The 17,052-nt window shown below is 72.8% G+C and carries 17 protein-coding genes and 2 pseudogenes; 7 read left to right on the top strand and 12 right to left on the bottom strand.

Annotated features, from left to right (window positions below):
* Positions 1–16: 16 nt before the first annotated feature.
* Positions 17–403 (bottom strand): PPOX class F420-dependent oxidoreductase, encoded by a 387-nt coding sequence (locus ACZ4WH_RS27745; protein ID WP_468185384.1) that lies wholly within the window; start codon positions 401–403, stop codon positions 17–19.
* Positions 404–587: 184 nt separating this feature from the next.
* On the opposite strand from ACZ4WH_RS27745, the gene ACZ4WH_RS27740 reads away from it, so the two are divergent.
* From ACZ4WH_RS27740 to ACZ4WH_RS27730, 3 genes are all read left to right on the top strand, one after another.
* Positions 588–1,601 (top strand): hypothetical protein, encoded by a 1,014-nt coding sequence (locus ACZ4WH_RS27740; RefSeq protein ID WP_468185512.1) that lies wholly within the window; start codon positions 588–590, stop codon positions 1,599–1,601.
* 111 nt (positions 1,602–1,712) lie between these two features.
* Positions 1,713–2,543 carry an SAM-dependent methyltransferase gene (locus ACZ4WH_RS27735; RefSeq protein WP_468185510.1) on the top strand — a complete coding sequence of 277 codons (831 nt, stop codon included), beginning with the start codon at positions 1,713–1,715 and terminating at the stop codon, positions 2,541–2,543.
* 139 nt (positions 2,544–2,682) lie between these two features.
* The gene (locus ACZ4WH_RS27730; RefSeq protein WP_468185382.1) at positions 2,683–4,059 is read left to right on the top strand and encodes a S1 family peptidase; all 1,377 of its coding nucleotides are present in this window, start codon (positions 2,683–2,685) and stop codon (positions 4,057–4,059) included.
* A gap of 122 nt (positions 4,060–4,181) precedes the next feature.
* Here ACZ4WH_RS27730 and ACZ4WH_RS27725 read toward each other — a convergent pair whose 3' ends face one another.
* Both ACZ4WH_RS27725 and ACZ4WH_RS27720 read right to left on the bottom strand, forming a co-directional pair.
* Entirely contained in the window at positions 4,182–4,367 is a 186-nt protein-coding gene (locus ACZ4WH_RS27725; protein ID WP_171150422.1) for a hypothetical protein, read from the bottom strand.
* 132 nt (positions 4,368–4,499) lie between these two features.
* On the bottom strand, positions 4,500–5,648 hold the full coding sequence (locus ACZ4WH_RS27720; RefSeq protein ID WP_468185380.1) for an ROK family protein: 1,149 nt from the start codon (positions 5,646–5,648) through the stop codon (positions 4,500–4,502).
* 138 nt (positions 5,649–5,786) lie between these two features.
* Here ACZ4WH_RS27720 and ACZ4WH_RS27715 point away from each other — a divergent pair, with 138 nt between their 5' ends.
* The gene (locus tag ACZ4WH_RS27715) at positions 5,787–6,989 is read left to right on the top strand and encodes a Gfo/Idh/MocA family protein (RefSeq protein WP_468185377.1); all 1,203 of its coding nucleotides are present in this window, start codon (positions 5,787–5,789) and stop codon (positions 6,987–6,989) included.
* 15 nt (positions 6,990–7,004) lie between these two features.
* On the opposite strand, the gene ACZ4WH_RS27710 is transcribed toward ACZ4WH_RS27715, so the two are convergent.
* A complete protein-coding gene (locus ACZ4WH_RS27710; RefSeq protein ID WP_468185375.1) occupies positions 7,005–7,700 on the bottom strand; it encodes a L,D-transpeptidase family protein in 696 nt (231 codons plus the stop codon).
* Positions 7,701–7,949: 249 nt separating this feature from the next.
* On the opposite strand from ACZ4WH_RS27710, the gene ACZ4WH_RS27705 reads away from it, so the two are divergent.
* The gene (locus ACZ4WH_RS27705) at positions 7,950–9,338 is read left to right on the top strand and encodes a pyridoxal phosphate-dependent decarboxylase family protein (RefSeq protein WP_468185373.1); all 1,389 of its coding nucleotides are present in this window, start codon (positions 7,950–7,952) and stop codon (positions 9,336–9,338) included.
* 3 nt (positions 9,339–9,341) lie between these two features.
* Here the strand turns inward: ACZ4WH_RS27705 and ACZ4WH_RS27700 are convergent, their stop codons facing one another.
* The 6 genes from ACZ4WH_RS27700 to ACZ4WH_RS27675 all read right to left on the bottom strand — a co-directional run bounded on the left by ACZ4WH_RS27700 (position 9,342) and on the right by ACZ4WH_RS27675 (position 13,784).
* Entirely contained in the window at positions 9,342–10,133 is a 792-nt protein-coding gene (locus ACZ4WH_RS27700) for an SDR family NAD(P)-dependent oxidoreductase (protein ID WP_468185371.1), read from the bottom strand.
* A gap of 52 nt (positions 10,134–10,185) precedes the next feature.
* Positions 10,186–11,100: an SDR family oxidoreductase gene (locus ACZ4WH_RS27695; RefSeq protein WP_468185369.1), complete on the bottom strand. Its 915-nt coding sequence runs from the start codon at positions 11,098–11,100 to the stop codon at positions 10,186–10,188.
* A 74-nt stretch (positions 11,101–11,174) separates the two neighbouring features.
* On the bottom strand, positions 11,175–11,543 hold the full coding sequence (locus tag ACZ4WH_RS27690; protein ID WP_468185366.1) for a DUF4180 domain-containing protein: 369 nt from the start codon (positions 11,541–11,543) through the stop codon (positions 11,175–11,177).
* A 41-nt stretch (positions 11,544–11,584) separates the two neighbouring features.
* Positions 11,585–12,214 (bottom strand): MBL fold metallo-hydrolase, encoded by a 630-nt coding sequence (locus tag ACZ4WH_RS27685; protein ID WP_468185363.1) that lies wholly within the window; start codon positions 12,212–12,214, stop codon positions 11,585–11,587.
* A complete protein-coding gene (locus ACZ4WH_RS27680; protein ID WP_468185360.1) occupies positions 12,214–13,302 on the bottom strand; it encodes an S-(hydroxymethyl)mycothiol dehydrogenase in 1,089 nt (362 codons plus the stop codon). The genes ACZ4WH_RS27685 and ACZ4WH_RS27680 overlap by 1 nt, the downstream gene beginning before the upstream one ends.
* A 179-nt stretch (positions 13,303–13,481) precedes the next feature.
* Positions 13,482–13,784, bottom strand: a complete 303-nt coding sequence (locus ACZ4WH_RS27675; RefSeq protein WP_468185359.1) for a hypothetical protein — start codon at positions 13,782–13,784, stop codon at positions 13,482–13,484.
* Between the two features lie 173 nt (positions 13,785–13,957).
* Here ACZ4WH_RS27675 and ACZ4WH_RS27670 point away from each other — a divergent pair, with 173 nt between their 5' ends.
* Positions 13,958–14,323 carry a nuclear transport factor 2 family protein gene (locus ACZ4WH_RS27670; RefSeq protein WP_468185358.1) on the top strand — a complete coding sequence of 122 codons (366 nt, stop codon included), beginning with the start codon at positions 13,958–13,960 and terminating at the stop codon, positions 14,321–14,323.
* Positions 14,324–14,461: 138 nt separating this feature from the next.
* Here ACZ4WH_RS27670 and ACZ4WH_RS27665 read toward each other — a convergent pair whose 3' ends face one another.
* Positions 14,462–15,436, bottom strand: a complete 975-nt coding sequence (locus ACZ4WH_RS27665) for a CU044_5270 family protein (RefSeq protein ID WP_468185356.1) — start codon at positions 15,434–15,436, stop codon at positions 14,462–14,464.
* Positions 15,437–16,262: 826 nt separating this feature from the next.
* Positions 16,263–16,766: pseudogene (locus tag ACZ4WH_RS27660) on the bottom strand (RNA polymerase sigma factor); the annotation flags it as partial.
* 49 nt (positions 16,767–16,815) lie between these two features.
* Between ACZ4WH_RS27660 and ACZ4WH_RS27655 the strand changes: the two are divergent.
* Positions 16,816–17,052 (top strand): annotated as a pseudogene (locus ACZ4WH_RS27655) (aa3-type cytochrome oxidase subunit I); the annotation flags it as partial.

Raw genomic sequence — 17,052 nt, 5'->3', positions numbered from 1 at the left:
CGGTTCCGGGTGGCCCTCACTCCCCGAGGGTCACCCGGATGCCGACGGTGCCGTCCAGGCCGCGCCGGAGCCGGCTGCCCAGCAGGGTGAGGCGGCCGAGGATGCCGTACTTGCGGGCGATCAGGCCCCGGTAGCGGGCGGTGGTGGCCGGATCGGTGATCTCGGCGGTGGCCGGCATCTGGTCGCCGGTCGGGTTGCCGCGCAGGTCGCACGGGCCGACGAGGACGTCGGGGCGGCGCCGGATCCGCTTGACCTTCCCGCTGTCGGCGGCCGTCCACACCCCGAGCGTGCCGCCGTCGCGGACCACCCACACCGGAGTCGCGACGGGAGTGCCGTTCTTGCGGTGGCTGGTCAGCAGCAGATACCTGCCGGACCCGAGCCGGTCGAGCCGCGTGTCGTCCATGCCCGCAGTGTAGGAGGGCGGCCCGCGCCGGGCGAGGCACAGCGAGTCCGGTCCGCCCGACCGGTACGCGGTGCCATGCGAGATGCTGGTCGTGAGGCTCGCGACGAAGGGCTGTGACGTGGGTGGAGACGGAGTCGGCGGGACGCGGGAGCGGTCGGACGCGGCGGAGGGCCGCGTCCGGGAGGTGGCCTGCGACGAGTCGGGGTCGGACGGGGAGAACCTGCTCGGCGGGAACACGGACGTGTTCGCGCACGCGAGCGTGGCCCTGCCGGTGGACGTCGCCGCGGAGTGCGTGCGGGAGGTCCGGCACCGGATCCGTTCGCCCGCCGAGGAGTACAAGGCCAACCATCTCCTGCGCGAGAAGCACCGGACGGTCCTGGTGTGGCTGCTGGCCGCCGGCGGGCCGATCCACGGGCGGGCCCATGTGCATCTGACGGAGAAGGCGTTCCTCGTGGTGGACCGGGTCGTCGGCCTGCTGCTCGCGGACCCGACGGACGCCGTTTCCCTGTACCGGCAGGGGCCGGAGGTCTTCGGGGCCGACGCCTGGCGGGAGTTCCTGGTGGCCGCGAACGCCCTGCTGCGGGTCCGTCCGGACGGATCGCGGGACAGGGGCGGGGAGGCGTTGCCTTCGGGGAAAGTCCCCTGCCCACCCGAAGACGCCTTCTTCACCACCGTCGACGGGCTCATCCGGGCCGCCCCCGGGTCCGGTGCCGCCGGAATCCTGCGCCGGCTCGCCGCGCACCGGCAACGGGCGGACGCCTACCGGACCCGGATGCGGGCGGCACCGGCCCTCTTCCCGGTGCTCAATCCGCTGTTCCCGGCGATCCGGCACACGGCCGCGCACTGGAGCGCCGACGGCCGGCCGGTCGTCCTCGTGCACGACCGGCAGAACGCGCTGACGCCGGGGCGGATCGCCCGGATCGTGCAGTCCGCCCGGCGGGACGGGATCGCGCTCCACGGGCTGCGGCTGGTCGACTCGCGGGACGACGCCCGGGTGCAGATCGCCGACTTCCTGGCCGGGATCGCCCGCAAGATCGCCTCCGACGAGCTGGCCGGCACGGGTGACCCGGAGCTGACCGCGTGCCTGCGGTCGTACGTGGCGGCGGAGTCGGTGTGGGGCGACGCGCTCAGCTGGGCCCGGCTCGCTCCGGCCCGGGAAAACCCGGGCCGGGCGGCGGAGATCAACTCGGGCGTCTAGATTGCGTCTTGCACGGTGTACTTCTCGTCAGGCGTCCCGCCGGACACCCCGTCCGGCACCACACCGGACACCCCGTCCGGCATCCCAACAGGCATCCAGGAGCTGACCCACGTGACCGACAACCCGGCAGCCACCAACGACGTGGCCGTGTCGCTGCGCGCCCGTATCAACACCGGCCAGCCGCACACCGCCCGGATCTGGAACTACTGGCTCGGCGGCAAGGACAACTACGAGGTCGACCGGGCGGCCGGCGACCAGATCCGCCAACTGCACCCGGGCATCGGTGAGTACGCGCGCGCCGACCGGCTCTTCCTGGGCCGCGCGGTGCGCCATCTGGTCCGGGACGTGGGCATCCGGCAGTTCCTGGACATCGGCACCGGGCTGCCCACCGCCGACAACACGCACGAGGTGGCGCAGCGGATCGCGCCGGAGTCCCGGATCGTGTACGTCGACAACGACCCGCTGGTCCTCGCGCACGCGCGTGCCCTGCTGACCAGCACGCCCGAGGGCCGTACCGACTATCTGGACGAGGACCTGCGCAACGTCGACGCGATTCTCGAACACGCGGCGAAGACGCTGGACTTCAGTCAGCCGGTGGCGCTGATGCTGCTCGGCGTGGTCATCTTCATCGGCGACGACGAGGACCCGTACGGCCTGGTACGGCAGTTGACGGACCGGTTGCCGTCGGGCAGCCACCTGGTGCTGTCGCACACCGTCACCAGCCCGTCGATGCCGGACGTGGACGAGGCGGTGAAGTTCTGGAACGAGCACGGCACTCCGAAGCTCACCCAGCGCACGCCCGAGGACGTGGCCCGGTTCTTCGACGGCCTGGAGCTGCTGGAGCCGGGCGTGGTCTCCTGCTCGCGGTGGCGCCCGGAGGACGGTGACGGGACCGAGCCGGAGGAGGTCGCCATGTTCGGCGGGGTGGCCCGGAAGAACTGAACCGCGTACGGGAGTTCACCGCCGCCGGTGAACGCCGTGGCCCCGGCCCCCGTATGGAGGAGCGGGCCCTCGACGATCCGGGGGCCACGCGGTGCCGGTACGGGCAGCGCGCGTTCGGGTTCGGCTTCGGGAGCCATGCATGCGGCACGCACGACGACGGGTCGTCCGGCGAGTGACACGGCTGGCGGCGGTCGGCGGTCTCCTCCTGGGGGGCGCGATGGTCGCCCAGGCGGCCATGGCGAGCGAGACACCGCCCGCCTCCGCCAGACCGCTCGCCGCCGCGGGCGACTCCGGTGCCGCGCTGGTGGCGCGGCTCGGCACCGCCCGTACGGCGGGCAACTGGATCGGCGCCGACGGGCGTACGGTCGTGGCGGTGACCGACGAGTCGGCGGCGCGGGAGGTGCGGCGGGCCGGGGCGGAGGCGAAGGTCGTGTCGCACAGCATGAACGAGCTGAAGTCGGCGACGGCGACGCTGCGTTCGGCTCCCCGGGTGCCGGGCACGGCGTGGGCGGTGGACTACCGGACCAACCGGGTCGTGGTGCGGGCGGACCGCACGGTGTCCGCCGGGGACTGGTCCCGGCTGACCCGGGTCGCCACGGGGATCGGCAGCTTCGTGCGCATGGAGCGGACGAAGGGCACGTTCACCACGCGGCTGAACGGCGCGCAGCCGATCCTGTCGACGGGCGGTCGCTGCTCGGCCGGGTTCAATGTCACCAACGGGCAGTCCGACTTCATCCTCACCGCCGGGCACTGCGGGCCCGCCGGGTCCACGTGGTTCGCCGACAACCAGGGTGACCGGCAGCTCGGCAGGACCGTGAACAGTTCCTTCCCGGGCAGTGACTTCTCGCTCGTGCAGTACGCCGGTGGCAAGGCCGGTGAGGGCGCGGACGTCGTCGCGATCGGCGGCGGCAAGGGCGTGCGGATCACGGGGGCCGCCGATCCGGCGGTCGGGCAGCGGGTGTTCCGCAGCGGCAGCACGAGCGGTCTGCGCGACGGTCAGGTCACGGCGCTGAACGCGACCGTCAACTACCCGGAGGGGACGGTCACCGGTCTGATCGAGACCACCGTGTGCGCCGAACCGGGCGACAGCGGCGGCCCGTTGTTCTCCGAGGGCATCGCGCTCGGCGTCACCTCGGGCGGGAACGGCGACTGCACGGCGGGCGGGACGACGTTCTTCCAGCCGGTGACCAAGGCGCTGACGACGCTCGGCGTCCGGCTGATCGTGTCGACTCAGGACGCGGGCGGCGCCCCGGGCGGCACCCCCTCCCCCGCCCCGTCGGCCGCCGCGTCCCAGGGCGCGATGGCCCCGAGCGCGGCCTCGCCGGGTTCCTCGGCGCCGGTCACGGGCGCGTCGGAGGGCAGCACGCTGCTGGCGCGGCTGACGGACACCCGGAACATCGGGCCGGGGCTGCTGGTCATCGCGGGCAGTCTGATCGCGCTGGTGGCGACCCGGTACATCCGGGCCGAGCAGGACCGCAAGGCGTATCAGCGGTACTACTCGACGACGTGGGGCTGACGGGAGGGCCGGGGTACGACGCGTGGGCCGGGGCAGACCGGAAGGGCCGGGGGTACGACGTGAAGGGCACCCGTGCGTTCACGGGTGCCCCGGACGGTTCGGCGCGGTGTGCGCGGGGTCGGTCAGGCCGCCCGGTGCGGCCGCGGGGCCGCGGCGGCCCACTCCATCACGAGGCGCTGGTACTCCGCGCGCTGCTCGGTGGTCAGTGTCCCGCCCGACCGGCGCCACAGGGCCCGGATCTCCTCGTTGACCTCCGCGGCCGATCGCTCGGAGACGGCTTCAACAGTGGTGGACATGCTGTGAAGCATATGCTGACCGAGGTGAAGGCGCTGTGAGTAAGTAGCCGCGATACGGACATTTCAGACCGTGTTGCTCATCACGTCAATGTGTCAACCGGAAGCGGGAGTTCACCCACTCCCCGACTCTCCCCCCGCCCCGGCTCATTCCCCGGTCCCGCCGAGCACCAGCACCTGGATGGCCAGTACGGCGGCGCCGCGCGCCCAGTCGTGGAAGTCGGACACCTTCGTCTCCAGGTCCACCGGGGCGGCCAGCGGGTGCCGGTGGGCGCGGATGGTGTCGCGGACCGTGTTCCCCGCCACGTCCATCAGACCGACGCCCTCTCCGGCGAGCAGGATCTTCTGCGGCATGGCGAAGTTGGCGATCTGCGCGACGAGGGTGCCGAGGGCGCGGGCGGCCTCGTCGACGACCCGGAAGGACATGGGCTCGCCCGCGGCGGCACCGGCGAGGATCTCCTCGTAGCCGACGTCCCGGCCGGTGGCGGCGCGGATCTGGTAGCGGATGCTGGGGATGGTGAGCAACGACACGGCGCTGCCACGGGCACCCTCGGGGGTGAGCGGGCCGTACGGGTCGATGATCCAGTGCCGGCCGAAGCCGCGGTCCTCCTCGTCATACGGCACCCGTCTGCCGCCGAGCACCAGCCCGTAGCCGATGCCGGCGCCGATGGTCAGGACGGCGAAGCGGTCGAGTCCCCGGCCCGCGCCGAACCAGGTCTCGGCCTCCACCAGGGCGGCCACGTCGTTCTCCACGACGACCGGCAGCCCGGTGCGCTCCCGGACGAGCGTGCCGAGAGGCACGTCCCGCCAGCCGAGAAAGGCCGACTCGCCGACCACCGTGCGCTCCCGCACCCGCCCGCCCACGCCGATGCCGATGCCCGCCGGGGCGGGGTGGCGTCCGGCCAGTTCGGTGGTCATCTCCGCGAGCAGAGCGGCGACGGCCTCCGGGTCGTGCGTGGTCAGCGGGCGGTCCAGCCGGTCGGTGACCTCACTGCGCAGGGTGGTGACGACGCCGTAGACCGTATCGGCGGTGATCTTGAATCCGAGGAAGGAGCGGGACTCGGCGACGATGTCGAGGGGCTGCGACGGGCGGCCCTGACGACTCTCGCCCGCCCCGCCCGTCTCGGCGGCCTCCACCAGCAGCCCGGACTCGATGAGGGGTTTGGTCAGCCGGGTGAGGCTGCCCTGGGAGAGGTGCAGCCGGCGGGCCAGCTCGGTGCGGGACAGCGGGCCGTGCACGAGCACCTCGATCGCCACGGAGCGCTCCGCGGGGCTGAGCGGCAGCCAGCTGGTCATGGAAGCCGACCTCTCCTTTTCTTTCGGTTCAGAAGCAATGCCGCCCAGCTTACTGCGGCGAGACGCGCCTCAGCGAGCGAGCTGACCTTTGAACGCACCTCTTGACGAGTGAATTATTCCGTAGCGAAAGTAATCCGTATGACTTTCTCCCTCGGCATCGTCGGCGCCGGACAGTTCTCCGGGCAGTTCGCCACCCTCTTCCAGGCCCATCCCGGCGTCGGTGACGTCTATGTCACCGACCTGCTGCCCGAGCGGGCCGAGCGGCTCGTCGCCGCGCAGGGGCTCGCGGGCACGTTCCCGTCGTACGAGGCGATGCTGGAGGCGCCGGCGGTCGACGCGGTCGCGGTCTTCACCCAGCGCTGGACCCACGGCCCGCTGGTCCTCCAGGGACTGGCCGCGGGCAAGCACGTGTACTCGGCGGTCCCCATGGCGATCACCGTGGAGGAGATCGCCGCGATCATCGACGCGGTCCGGGCCACCGGGCTGACGTACATGATGGGTGAGACCAGCCAGTACAACCCGGCGACCGTGCACGCCCGCAACCAGATCGCGGCGGGCGCCTTCGGCCGGCTGTTCTACGCCGAGGGCGACTACGTCCACGACATGGACCTCGGGTTCTACGAGGCCTACCAGTACAGCGGCGGCGAGAACTGGAAGGCGACCGCCAGCTATCCCCCGCTGCTGTACCCGACGCACTCGGTGGGCGGGGTGCTCGGGGCCTGGCAGACGCACGCGGTGAGCGTGTCGGCGATCGGTGTGCGCGACGAGCGCGGGGACGGCGTATTCGATCGTTCGGTCAGTCAGTTCGACAACGACGTGTCCAACGCGACCGCTCTGTTCGAGGTGGCGGGCGGCGGATCGTTCCGTACGAACGAGTTCCGGCGGGTCGGCTACCCCTCGCACATCCGTGAGTCCCGGTTCCGGTTCTTCGGGACGGAGGCCAGCATGGAGCAGCTGGCGACGGTGGCGCTGTGGCAGGACAAGAACGGGGTCAAGGACATCAGCCTGCTGCTGGAGCCGAAGCGGACGCTGGCCGCTGACGACCCGTCGCTGGCGCACATCGCGCCGGAGCTGCGGGCGGCCTTCACCTCCGGCTCGGCGCCGGTGCACGACCGGTCACGGCTGCCACGGGTGTTCGACCACCTGCACAACGGGCACGAGGGCAGCCACCACTTCCTGGTGGACGACTTCGTCACCGCCGTCACCACGCGGACGCTGCCGCCGGTGAACGCGTGGGTGGCCGCCCGCTACACCCTGCCGGGCGTCATCGCGCACGAGTCGGCACGGCAGGGCGGCGTCCGGTTGGAGATCCCCGACTTCGGGGACGCACCGGAGGCGTGACGGGTCTCGGCGGGCTCAGGTGCCGGGCTTGCGGCCGTAGACGTAGACGTCGTCACCGTTCTTCAGGAGCGACCAGTACTTCTTGGCGTCCGTGGTGGTCATGTTGACGCAGCCGTGGGAACCGGGCGGGTTCCACATGCTCAGGCCGACCGAGTGGAAGGCCTGGCCGCCGTCGAAGAACTGGCTGTAGGGCATCGGCACGTTGTAGATGGTGGAGACGTGGTCGATGTCCCGCCAGTAGATCTTCTTCAGGCCGGTGCGGGTCTCGTAGCCGTCGCGTCCGGTGCGCACCGGCACCGGGCCGTAGACGAGCCGGCTGCCGTCCTGGATCCAGCTGAGCTGGAGCGTGAGGTTCACGCACGCGATGCGGCCCTTGTTCACCGGGCACTTGCCGTCCTTGTTCGGCTTGTTACCGACGGCCTTCTGCTTGTTCATCAGGTCCATCACGCCCCAGGTGACGGGACCGGCGTAGCCGATTTGGGGCGTGATGCCGTGCTTGGCCTGGAAGGCCTGGATGGCCTTGCAGTCGGCGGCGGACTGCTTGCCGTCGACCGGCCGGCCCAGGAACTTCTCCACCTGCTTCTGGTACGGCCCCGTCCGCGTGGTGCAGCTCGCGGCCTGGGCCGGCGTCGCGGTGAGGGCGAGCGCGAGCGGCGCCACCAGTCCCGTGACGCCCAGCGCGACCGCACCTCTTCTGCCTATGACCCCCATGGCGGCCTCTTCCCCTTCCCCTTTTCGTGCGTTTCGTTCGCCCGGGCCTCCCCGGTGCTCTCCAGCGCGATTCCCGCGGTGTCGGACTACTAGACCCGGCCGGGCGGGACATGGTTGTGGTTCCGGTCAGGCTGTGACGAAACGGTGAACTTCCGCCAAGTGGGGTACGGCGGTCACCGCGCGGGTGAGGTCCAGCGGTCGCGAAGTGGACCGGGTGTGCGGCACTCGTCCCGGTCTACGCTGCGGCGCATGCACCCTGCTCTCGCCGACGACCTCTCCCGGCTTCCCGAACTCCTCCAGGCCGCCCGTGATCTCGCCGTCCGGGAGGTGGCGGGGCTGGCCGAACGGCCGGTCGCGGCGGCCGGGCCGGTGCCCGGGCGGGCCCCGCTCCCGGGCGAGGGCGCGAGCGGTGACGGCGCCCTCGCCCGGTTCGCCGAGCGGTGGGCACCCGGTTTCTCCGGCTCCGCCGGCCCCCGCTATCTCGGCTTCGTCACCGGCGGCGCCACACCCGCGGCGGTCGCCGGTGACTGGCTGACCTCCGCGTTCGACCAGAACCTGTCCGGTGCGGGCGGTTCCTGGGCGCAGGAACTGGAGCGGGAGACCGTGTCCTGGCTGCGCGAGCTGTTCGGGCTGAGCGAGGCGCACAGCGGGGCGTTCGTGACCGGCGCGACCATGTCGAACACGGTCGGTCTGGCGATCGGCCGGGAGTGGGCCGGCGAGCGGCTGGGCGTGGACGTCTCCCGGGCGGGCGCCGCCGCGCTGGGGCCGCTCGACGTGCTCTCGGGCAGCCCGCACTCCAGCGTCACGAAGGCGATGTCGGTCCTGGGCCTGGGCCGGGACCGACTGCGGCGCCTACCGCTGCTGCCCGGCAACCGGGAGGCCGTCGACGTGACCGCGCTGGAGGCCGAGCTGGCCGGGGCCGACGGCCGGCCGGTGATCGTCGTGGCGAACGCGGGCACCGTGAACACCGTCGACTTCGACGATCTGCGGGCCATCGCGGCGCTGAAGGAGCGGTACGACTTCTGGCTGCACGTGGACGCGGCGTTCGGTGCCTTCGCCGCGCTCTCCCCGGAGCACGCCGTGCTGGTCGACGGGCTCGACGCGGCCGACTCGGTCTGCGTGGACCTGCACAAGTGGCTGAACGTGCCGTATGACGCGGCCGTCCAGTTCACCCGGCGGCGCGATCTTCAGGTGGCGGTGTTCCACAACGACTCGCCGTATCTGGGCATCCCTGACGGCGACCCCGACTTCCTGCATCTGACCCCGGAGAACTCGCGTCGGCTGCGGGCCCTGCCGGCCTGGTTCTCGCTGGTGGCGTACGGGCGGGAGGGGCACCGGGAGGTCGTGGAGCGGAACGTGGCGCTGGCCCGCCGGCTCGGCGCCGGCGTCGACGCGCTGCCGGGCCTCACCCTGCTGGCTCCGGTCCGGCTCAACGTCGTCTGCTTCACCCTCGCCGCGGACCCGTCGCCGGAGCGGGTGGCGGCACTGGCCCGGGCGGTCGCCGCATCCGGGGAGGCGTATGTGACGCCGACGGTGTACGGCGGGGTGCCCGGGCTGCGCGCGGCGTTCAGCAACTGGCGGACCACGGCCGCGGACACCGACAGGGTGCTCCAGGTGCTGGCGGCGGCCTCGGGCTGAGGGTCAGGAGGTGTGCCGGACGGCCGCGCGGAAGCCGGTGTTGACGGCGGTGAGGCCGCCGTCGACCACGAGGGAGGTCCCGGTGATCCAGGCGGCGTCGCGCGAGGCGAGGAAGGCGACGGCGGCGGCGACGTCCTCCGGCTCGCCGACCCGGCCGAGCGGGTACAGGGGGCGGACGGCGTCGAGTTCGTCGTCGCGCCCTTCCCACGCCGAGGTGCGGACCGTGCCCGGCACCACCAGGTTGACCCGCACGCCCCGGGGCGCCGCGTGCCCGGCGAGGGTCCGGGTGAGCGAGCCGAGGCCGGCCTTGGCGGCGCTGTAGCCGTGGTTGCCGAAGTCGTGCAGGCCGTTGACGGAGCCGATGCTGACGATCGCCCCGCGTCCGGAGGCGGCGAGGTGCGGCAGGGCGGCGCGGCAGCAGCGGTAGGCGCCGGTGAGGGTGATGTCGAGGTCGCGTGCCCAGGCCTCGTCGGGGTCGCCCTCGAAGAGCGGGGTGTCCGGGGTGCAGTGGGCGGCGCTGTTGACCAGCACGTCGAGCGAGCCGAACGCGGCGACGGCTCGGGCGACGGCCGCTTCGACGGCGGCGCGGTCGGCGACGTCACAGGCGAACGCCTCGGCGGCGAGGCCCTGTCGGCGCAGGGCGGAGGCGGTCCGCTCGGCCTCGGGCAGGTCCCGGTCGGTGACCAGCACCCGGCCGCCCTCCTCGGCGAGCCGCCGGGCCACGGCGGCACCGATGCCACGGGCGCCGCCCGTGACGAGAACTCCGTGTCCTGCGAAGCGGGTCGGATCAGTCATGGGCCGACGGTACGGCTCTCCGGGCGCCGTTTCACCGGTTCGGCGCCCGGTTTCAGCGGTATCCGGTGACGTCCGCCGGCTTGCCCGCGTCCTGCACCTCGACCAGGTACCGCCAGGCGTCCGGCCGGCTGCCGTCGAGGTCGGTGAAGCCGTACACCCGGGCGAGGCCCCCGCTGGAGAGCGACTGGCCGTTGAACCGGGCCACGTCGGGGTCGGCGGCCAGGGCGGCGACGGCCCGGCCGGTGAAGCGGGGGGTCTCGGAGATGGCGAAGTGGGGTTCGCGCGCCAGGGCGTCCCGCCAGTTCTCCTCGCGGACGCCGTACGCGTCGAGCATGTGCTCGGAGCGCATCCAGCCCGGGGTGAGGGCGACGGCGGTGGCGCCGCGCGGGCCGAGTTCGTGGCCGAGGGCGAAGGCCATGCGCAGGACGGACGCCTTGGCGAGGTCGTAGAAGAAGTTCACCCGGTAGGTGTCGCGGTTGTAGTCGGCGGTGCCGTCGGTGACCTCCACGACCAGGCCGCCGGGCCGGCGCAGCAGCAGCGGCAGGGCGTGGTGGCTGGTGATGGCGTGTGTCTCGACCGCGAGGCGGAGCAGCCGGAGCCCGTTGTCGAGGTCGTGCTCCCACACGGGGGTGTCCCACTCGAAGAGGTTCTCGCCGCCCCAGATGTCGTTGACGAGGACGTCGAGGCGGCCCCGCTCGTCCGCGACGCGGTCCACCAGGTCCCGTACGGCGGTCTTGTCGAGGTGGTCGGCGGCTACGGCGATCCCCTGTCCGCCGGCCGCGGTGACGAGGTCGGCGGTGTCCTCGATGGTCTCGGGGCGGTCGTACTCCGAGCGGTGGGCGCGGGTGCTGCGGCCGGTGACGTAGACGGTGGCGCCGGCCGCGCCGAGTTCGACGGCGATGCCCCGTCCGGCGCCCCGGGTCGCCCCGGCGACCAGCGCCACCTTGCCTTCCAGCGGTCCTGACATGTCCGGCCTCCTGTGCGGTACGACTGCTCTCGTCGTCCACTGTCCCCAAGAAGCCGGACATCTCCTGTCGGGTTTTACGCGCGCAGGCGGGTGTCGAGTTCTTCCTCGTCCGCGACGAACCACAACTGGTTGCCGCGGTTGGACTCGTACACGAAGTCCCGCAACGCGTCGCTCGCGGCGACGTGGGCCGATATGTCGCCGAGGACGGCGAGCCGCAGCCGGTAGGTGACGAACTTCTGGACGACGGCGCCCGCGACACCGGACCGCAGCCGGAAGAACTCGTCCGCCATCCGCTGCACGGGTACCACGACCACCTGGGCGTCCTGGCCGAACGCGTCGCCGACCAGGTCGAGCGCCGCGCTCTCGCCGTCCAGCGCGGGACCGTCGGGGGCGCAGCGCAGGACGCGGGTGTCATGGAGGGTCACGAGCGTGTTCGAGGTCATGATCGTGATCCTAGGAGATGGCCCAGGAGGGAATCCGGGCTTCAGTGGCCGCGTCGGATCCACTCCTCCAGGTGCGGTGCCTCGTCGCCGATGGTGGTGCCGTCCCCGTGCCCGGTGAGGACCTTCGTCTCCGGCGGGAGGGTGAGGAGGCGGTCGCGGAGGGAGTCGATGATGGTCGGGAAGTGGGAGTAGGAGCGTCCGGTGGCTCCGGGGCCGCCCTTGAAGAGGGTGTCGCCCGTGAACACGGTGCCGAGGCCGGGGTCGTACAGGCAGACGGCGCCGGGGGCGTGTCCGGGGGTGTGCAGGACGGTGAGGTCGGCGCCGGCGGCCTCGATGACCTGGCCGTCGAGGAGATGCCGGTCGGGGTCGCGGTGGGGGTGGGTCTGCTTCCACAGCGCCAGGTCGTCGGGGTGCAGCCAGATGGTGGCGCCGGTGAGGTCGGCGAGTTCCGGTGCCGCGTTGATGTGGTCGTTGTGGGCGTGTGTGCACACGATGGCGGTCAGGCGGCGGTCGTCGACGGCGCGGGCGATGGCCTCGGCGTCGTGGGCGGCGTCGATGACGATCACCTCGCGCTCGTCGCCGATGATCCACACGTTGTTCTCGACGTCCCAGGTGCCGCCGTCGAGGGTGAACTGCCCTGAGGTGACGAGGCGTTCGATGCGTACGGTCATCAGAGCTCCACCACCGACCGCAGCACGTCACCGTGGTGCATCCGCTCGAACGCCTGCTCCACCTGGTCCAGTTGGATCGTCTCGGTGACGAACGCGTCGAGCGGCAGGCGGCCTTGCAGATGGAGGTCGATCAGCATGGGGAAGTCCCGGCTGGGCAGGCAGTCGCCGTACCAGGAGGACTTGAGGGCGCCGCCACGGCCGAAGACGTCCAGCAGGGGCAGTTCGAGCTTCATCTCGGGAGTGGGGACGCCGACGAGGACGACGGTGCCGGCGAGGTCGCGGGCGTAGAAGGCCTGCTGGTACGTCTCCGGGCGGCCGACGGCCTCGATGACGACATCGGCGCCGAAGCCGCCGGTCAGCTCGCGGATCGCCTCGACCGGGTCGGTCTCCTTGGAGTTGACGGTGTGCGTGGCGCCCAGCGTGCGGGCCTTCTCCAGCTTGCGGTCGTCGATGTCCACCGCGATGATCTTGGCAGCGCCGGCCAGGTTCGACCCGGCGATGGCCGCGTCGCCGACACCGCCGCAGCCGATCACGGCGACCGCGTCGCCGCGGCCGACGTTGCCGGTGTTGATCGCGGCTCCGATACCGGCCATCACCCCGCAGCCGAGGAGGCCCGCGACCGCCGGGGAGACGGCCGGGTCGACCTTGGTGCACTGGCCGGCCGCCACGAGCGTCTTCTCGGCGAAGGCGCCGATCCCCAGGGCCGGGGACAGCTCCTGGCCGGTCGCGGCGAGGGTCATCTTCTGCCGCGCGTTGTGGGTGTTGAAGCAGTACCAGGGCCGGCCGCGCAGACAGGCCCGGCACTGCCCGCACACCGCACGCCAGTTGAGGACGACGAAGTCACCGGGCGCCACGTCGGTGACGCCCTCGCCGACCGACTCCACGACACCGGCGGCCTCATGGCCGAGCAGGAAGGGGAACTCGTCCGAGATGCCACCCTGCTTGTAGTGCAGATCGGTGTGACAGACCCCGCAGGCCTGGACGTGTACGACGGCTTCGCCGGGCCCCGGGTCCGGCACCACGATCGTCTCCACCCGTACGGGCTCGTCCTTGCCCGGTGCGATCACCCCGCGGACTTCCTGCGCCATGATCTGGTTTCCCTTCCTTCGTTTTCCTTCACCGCCGACACTACGCGCGACCGCTCGGTACCGTGACCGGCCACGAGGGGGATCGTGGATCTTTCCGGACACGCGCGGGGCGTCGCCCGGCGGCCCGGGCAGCGGTGAGGGCCGCCCCGGCGGGACGGCCCTCGTGCCACGGGGCGGGATCAGTGGATGGCGCCGGCCAGGCCGAGCAGGGGCGCGGCGGGCGCGAGGACCTGCTCCACCTGGTTCAGCTGGTTCAGCTCCTGGAGATGCTTCAGCTCCTGCAACTGTTCGGTGACCCGCGGCACCCGGCCCCTCTGCTCCGCCGGGATGTCACTGACGGCGAGCGAGTCCAGCGTGCTCAGCGCGCCCAGCTTCCCGACGAGCGGTGCGCCGGAGCCGGCCGCGTTCGCCTGCGGTACGGCGAGGCCGGCGATCCCGGCGGCCAGACCGACGGCGGCGGCGATACGTCGTGTTGAGATCATGCCTTCAGCAACGGCGACAGGCCCCGGGCGGACACGGGCGGCGGGCCGCGCTCACCCGGGAGGTGGAGCGGGCCGGCTGGGCTTGCCGGGGCCGCCGGGGCGGAGGAGTCTCGGAGATGGGCCCGTGCGGCCCGCTCCTGGCCGGACCGCACGGGCGCCTGAAGGAGGTCACCATGGGCACCGCGACGGGGTCCGCTTTCGACACCGAGACACTGCGCCGGGCCATCGAGGGCAACACCGGTAACAACCTGCTGTCGCTGTACGCGGACGACGCGGAGATCCGCATCGTCGACCGCAACAACCAGCCCAGTCACCCCACGGTCCTGCACGGCCGAAGCCAGATCGCCGAGCTGCTGGACGACGTCTACAGCCGCGACATGACGCACAGGCTGGATCAGTGCGTCGTCCAGGGCGACCACGTCGCCTACAGCGAGTCCTGCGAGTACGGGGACGGCACCCGGGTCCTCGCCGAGTCGATGGTCACCCTGCGGGACGGCAAGATCGCCGATCAGCTGATCATCCAGGCCTGGGACGAGTAGGCCCACGACCGGGTACGGCGGGAACGGAAGGAGGCCGAGCGGGTTCCGGAGGTCGTACGCACTCTCGGTCACGCGCCGGGCGGCAGGGCGGCACGGGGGCACGGGGTCCAGCGGCAGGCAGCGCGGGGGCGGCACCGGTCAGCGCATCCAGGCGCTGTAGTCCATGACGTCCCCGGCCTCGACGCCGTATTCGGGGGCGTCCCGGGTGAAGGTGGTCTCCAGGCCGAGGACGGTGCCGGTGCGCGGGTCGAGGATCAGCATGCGCCGGCCGCCCTCGCCCTCGTACACGTACGCCTGCCCGGGGCGGCCGAGGCGGTCGGTCACCTGCCCCACGGGCCGTAGCCCCTTGGCGTCCGCGAGGACCCGGACCAGGGCCGCGGACTCGCGAGCGCCCAGCGTCCAGTGGTCGAGCAGCTCCGCTACCGCGTCGAGGAGCTGGGGCGTGCCCAGGGAGTCGGTGCGGACGGTCTCGGCGAGGTAGGCGCGCAGGGCGGCCGGGCTGTGCGGCGGCGGCGCCTCGGGCGGGGCGTCGCTCCAGCTCGGCGGGTAGGTGGCCCGGCTGAGCACGTGGCCGTCGGCCACCACGCGGGGGTCGCCGCCCTCGTCGGTGAGCACCGGGCGCCCCGGACGGCGCGGGTCGGTCGCCACGACCAGCTCGGTGTGGCTGTCGTCCGCGCGCCAGCGCACGACGCGCTCCTCGGGCAGGGTGACGGGCGGTTTGCCGTCGGTCATGCTCAGGCTCCACGACTGCACGTGCGTGCCCTTGCGCAGGCGCGGCGAGCCGTCGACGGCAGCGGTCGCGGCCAGCTCGGCCAGCTGTGTCAGCGGTACGGGTGCGGAGTCGGCGCGGACGGTCAGCGGCCGGGGCGCGGCGACAGCGGGCTGCGTGTTCGGCCCGCCGAGCAGCGCGGCGAACGCGGTTGCCAGTACGACGCCCGTGGCGGCGAGGCCCCACAGCAGCCGGGCGCGGGGGACGCGGCGCGTCGGGCGGGGCTGATGCAACAGCCGCTCCAGCCGCCACTCGGCACGCTGGTCCAGCGGCCCGTCACCGAAGTACGGCCCGTCGTCCGGAACCGGGTTGGCGCGCCGGAGAAGTTCGAGTTCGTCAGGCATGTCGGGGGTCCTCGCACAGGCATGCGTCAGTGGTGGGCGCGGGGTAGGAGGATGGCCGGCCACGACCGGCCTCGTGGGCGGGCGCCGGGGCCGCGGGACGGACGGACTCTGCCGAACGCCGCCCCGAACCTGCCTCACCGGCGGACGTCAGGGCCTGCGGCCGGGCCGGCTCGACCGACCGCTGCCCCGAACCGGTCCCGCCGACAGGCGTCGGGGCCCCGGGACGAGCGGACTCTGTCCAGCGCCGCCCCGAACCGGCCTCACCGGCGGGCGCCGGGGGCTGGGGACGGGCGGATTCGACCAACCGCCGCCCCGAACCTGCCTCACCGGCGGACGTCAGGGCCTGCGGCCGGGCCGGCTCGGCCGACCGCTGCCCCGAACCGGTCCCGCCGACAGGCGTCGGGGCCCCGGGACGAGCGGACTCTGTCCAGCGCCGCCCCGAACCGGCCTCACCGGCGGGCGCCGGGGGCTGGGGACGGGCGGATTCGACCAACCGCCGCCCCGAACCGGCCTCACCGGCGGGCGCCCGGGCCTCGGGACGGACGGACTCTGCCGAACGCCGCCCCGGACCGGCCTCGCCGGCGGGCGTCGATGGCCTCGTCGGGGCCGGGCCGGTCGGCCCTGGGCCGTCGCCGGACGACTGCTCGGGTGGCGAGGCGAGCGACGCCGCCCCGGACCGTGGGTGCGGCTCGGGTGGCGGTGACGCAGGCCGCAGGCGTGGCTCGGGCAGCGAGGCGAGCGAATGCGTCCCGGGCGCGAGGTGCGGCTCGGGTGGCGGTGGCGCGGGCCGTAGGCGCGGTTCGGGCAGCGCTTCTGGCGGCGGTGCCGCAGGATGTAGGCGGGCTATCTCTGTGCGTAGGCGGTGGCGGGCGCGGTGGAGGCGCATGGTGGCCGCGCGGCGGCCGCAGCCGAGGGCGACCGCGATCTCCTCGGCGCCGAGTTCCTCCCAGGCGGCGAGGCGCAGTACCTCCTGGTCGGCCGGGGACAGCCGGTCGAGGGCCTCGTGCACCCAGGCGCCCGGCGCCTCCGCGTCGGGACCGGCCGCGACGTGCCGACCGTGCGCGGCCTCGTCGTTGCCCAGCCGGTCCACCAGCCGGCGCCGGCGCCCGTAGCCGCGTACCGCGTTGGCCAGGCAGTTCCGGGCCACCCCGTACAGCCAGGGCAGCGGCGCGGCCGGCAGGTCGGCCCGGCGCCGCCAGGCGACCGTGAACACCTCCGCCACCACTTCCTCCACCTCGTCGGTCCGCCCCTGAAGCCGCCGCGCGACATAGCGGCTGACCGCCCAGTAGTGCTCGCGATAGGCAGCGGCGAAGATCTCGTCGTTGCTCATGCTCGGTTCGTGTCCGGCACCGCCCGGATCGTCACACCCTTCTTCCGTGATGCTCCTCGCGTCCCCCGAGTGTGACCCGCGGGCCGGGCGCGGACACAGGCGGGGCGTGAAGAGGATCCGAGACACCAGAGCCGTGCAGTGGCTCACCAGCACCGATCACAAGACGATCGGCACGCTCTATTTGGTCACCGCGTTCGCGTTCTTCCTGATCGGTGGCGTGATGGCGCTGATCATGCGCGCCGAGCTGGCCCGGCCGGGCCTTCAGATCATGTCGAACGAGCAGTTC

This window comes from Streptomyces sp. NPDC029138, assembly GCF_055564375.1.
This window is presented reverse-complemented; position numbering and strand designations above follow the sequence as displayed.